This window comes from Atribacter sp., from assembly GCF_035418125.1.
In the GTDB taxonomy this organism is placed as follows: domain Bacteria; phylum Atribacterota; class Atribacteria; order Atribacterales; family Atribacteraceae; genus Atribacter; species Atribacter allofermentans.
Map to the genome: position 1 here is coordinate 1 of NZ_DAOLQM010000257.1, position 3,045 is coordinate 3,045.

Genomic DNA, 3,045 nt, shown 5'->3' on the forward strand with positions numbered 1-3,045 from the left:
GCATGAAAATCTATTCTGTAAATATTGTAAAAAGTGAAAAGGGATTAAAACAAAATAAGAAAGAATGAATTTAACAATTCCCCTCCTTGGAGGGGTGCCGTTTTACGGCGGGGAGGGTGCCTTTAATCGGTCATCTTTTGATTTTTTTTAAAAAAATTGCTAAATGAGATTGCCACGTCGCTAAACCAAAGGACGGTTGGGCTCCTCGCAATGACGGATTTAAAACGAGTATAATAAATCAAGCCCCTTCAAGGGAATTTTAAAATGTAGGACGCAATGTATTACGCCTAATTATTATAGCGACATACCATGGCATGTCGAATCTTGGGTTTTCATCTTCACCTGGTACTTCTAAGCAGCATGAGGGTCTATCCTTTTAATACAATAAACAGAAAACAGCTAACAATAAAGAATGACATCATTCTTAACTAATCTTCATTCCTAATTTCTTAATGGTAAAATGAATAAAAATACTCAATTAGGTATTTTCTGCAACAAAAATAACTAAGGAGGAAAGGAGTTTATGAAAAATTTTCGATTAGTTTACTTTTTTATATTTTTATCTTTGAGCTTTTTACTTATAGAGCAAATCGCATTTAGTCAGAATCAATCGTCAACCAGTCAGCCCTTTGACATCGAAGTAGTTGAAGTACCTGAAGTGTTGGTATTTTCTGTGAAAAAGGAAATCCAAGACTTTTCCCAGGAATTACCACAACTCATACATAATTCCGTAGTTGAGCTAACCAAAATGGGAGGGAAGCCCGCCGGACCGTTAATTGTCCTTTATTATTTAGAAAATGTAGATTTTAATCAAACTTTAGGAAAGATCTTAACCGAGGTAGCTTGGCCGGTGGATAATGCTCAATATTCCAATAACCAACTCCCAAAAATTAAAGCAGCTCGTATTATGTTCAAAGGTCCTTATCAAGGCATGAATGCTGTTTACCAATCAGTTCATTCCTGGTTAGCTCAAAAACATTATAAAATTGTTTATCCCACCCGAGAAATCTATCATAATGATCCGGCTACGACCCCGGCTGAGGAGTTACTTACCGAAATTCTTATACCTGTAGAAGAATTAAAAGAATAAGAACAAACAACGATCTCTTGACGAGGTTTATAAAAAATCCTCCCCTTGATAAAGGGGAGGATTTTGAAGAAGAAGTTATTGAGATTTAATTTTATTCGTCAACAATTCGATCAAAACACCCAATATTTCCGTCGTTAAGCATATCAACAGTCATCTTATATGCTTTTCCCAAGGGATCAACTTGAAAGTGTACAAATCCCGCTTCATCTAAATAATCTGTTAAAGAAGACGTGAAGGTGTCTCGGTTCCATGGCTGTAAAACAACCTTGATTTGCTTAGGCCCGAGGGTAAATACTAAGTTATCACCTTCAATACTCACCACAGCTTCACCATAAACGGGATTTGCATATTCACCAATATAGAACTCCAAAGGAAGAGGTTTTTCCTTGGGAATATCAGGAATTTTAGCTTCCTGGGATAGAGTCTCTTTATATGTTTTTAGGCTTTCTGCACTCCAGTCTTTTGAGGGGTTACCAAAATAAAGATCAACAAACTGTTTTCCCAATGCCTCGGGAAGTGATGTATCGGACATATTGGTCAGAACGACAATTCCCAATTTAGCCTCAGGTATAATCTGTATTACAGATTTAATGCCAGAAGTTCCTCCATTGTGCCAAATTAGTGGATAGGGTTCATATTTTGTCGTAATCCAAGCAAAATCATAAAAGTTGTTTCCATCTGATATGGTTTTGGGAGAATGCATGTATTGAATATTTTCTTTGCTGACAAGCTGTTTTCCTTCATAAACTCCTTCATTAAGTTGAAGGACCATCCACTTTGCCATATCGATAACATTCGAATTAATCCCACCAGCAGGAGAATAGGTATACACCCAATCAATATATTGCCAATCCATCGGGAGCACTTTCGCTTGACCCTTTAAATTTTGATGGAGATAGGCAACATTTGGAGCTTGGGTAAAACCATCTTGGATGCAAGTGGTATCATTCATTCCTAATGGATCCAATATTCTTTCTTGTAAATTCTCTTCCCAGGTTTTTCCAGAAACTTTTTCTACTAAAGATGCTGCAACTAAAAAAAGATTGTTCATATAAGCAAATTCACAGCGGAAACTACTTATGGGTTGAATATAACGAATAGAATTTATAATATGCTCACGACCATAGCCAATGAAAGAAAGGAAATCACCTGCATACCCAGGCATACCACTATGTTGAGCCATAGCATCATTGATGAGAAATTCTCGGGTTACCCAGGGATCATACATTCGAAAATCAGGGAGATAGTCAATTACTTTATCTTTCCAGTGAAGCTTTCCTTCGTCGACCATCATGGCGACTAAGGCTGCGGTGAAGGCTTTTGAAGTTGAGCCAATCTGGAAAATTGTCTTTTCATCAACTGGATCATTTTCTCCAACTTTTTTTACTCCAAAGCCCTTGGCATAGATCATTTCATCTCCTTGGACGATCGATATAGCCATTCCAGGGACTCCCCAATCTTGACGAGCTTGTTCAGCATAGTCTTCAAAATCAGTAAGAAATTTCTGTAATGTTTCTTGATCAGGAGGATTAATATTATTGCTGGCTAAAGAAGTAATTGAAAGAAGAAATATACAACTCATTATAAAAAAAATGAAAAAGAATGATTTGGTAAACAAGAATTGACGTTTTTTTGCCATTTTTTTCTCCTTTGATATTTTTTAAAAATCAAATACTTTTTTTTAAAAACTTTATCTAATATTCCTTATTTAAAGTTATCGGTAAAATTATGAATTTTATTACTTAATTTCTAATTTTATTTTGTCCTATTTTTTATATTAAATTATTGACTGTATATTCATTACACACTACTGTCTTTATTGTATAGCTATAAAAGCCATGAAAGGTTAAAATGGATGGTAATTTAATTTTTAATAAACCCCTATCAATGGAGGAATAGGATGAAAAGAAAAGTTGCCAAACTCATATCGCCAAAAACTTTTGTTATTGAGCAAG

General features: G+C 35.2%; 2 protein-coding genes. One reads left to right on the forward strand and one right to left on the reverse strand.

Features of this window, described 5'->3' with window-relative positions:
- Nucleotides 1–523 precede the first annotated feature (523 nt).
- Entirely contained in the window at nucleotides 524–1,090 is a 567-nt protein-coding gene (locus PLK24_RS10155; protein ID WP_324478793.1) for a GyrI-like domain-containing protein, read from the forward strand.
- Between the two features lie 91 nt (nucleotides 1,091–1,181).
- Here the strand turns inward: PLK24_RS10155 and PLK24_RS10160 are convergent, their stop codons facing one another.
- Entirely contained in the window at nucleotides 1,182–2,729 is a 1,548-nt protein-coding gene (locus tag PLK24_RS10160; RefSeq protein ID WP_324478795.1) for a serine hydrolase, read from the reverse strand.
- Nucleotides 2,730–3,045: the final 316 nt, after the last annotated feature.

Excerpts from the sequence above, each read along its gene's own strand:
- PLK24_RS10155 (WP_324478793.1), top strand. The coding sequence starts at position 524 with ATGAAAAATTTTCGATTAGTTTACTTTTTTATATTTTTATCTTTGAGC.
- PLK24_RS10160 (WP_324478795.1), bottom strand. The coding sequence starts at position 2,729 with ATGGCAAAAAAACGTCAATTCTTGTTTACCAAATCATTCTTTTTCATT.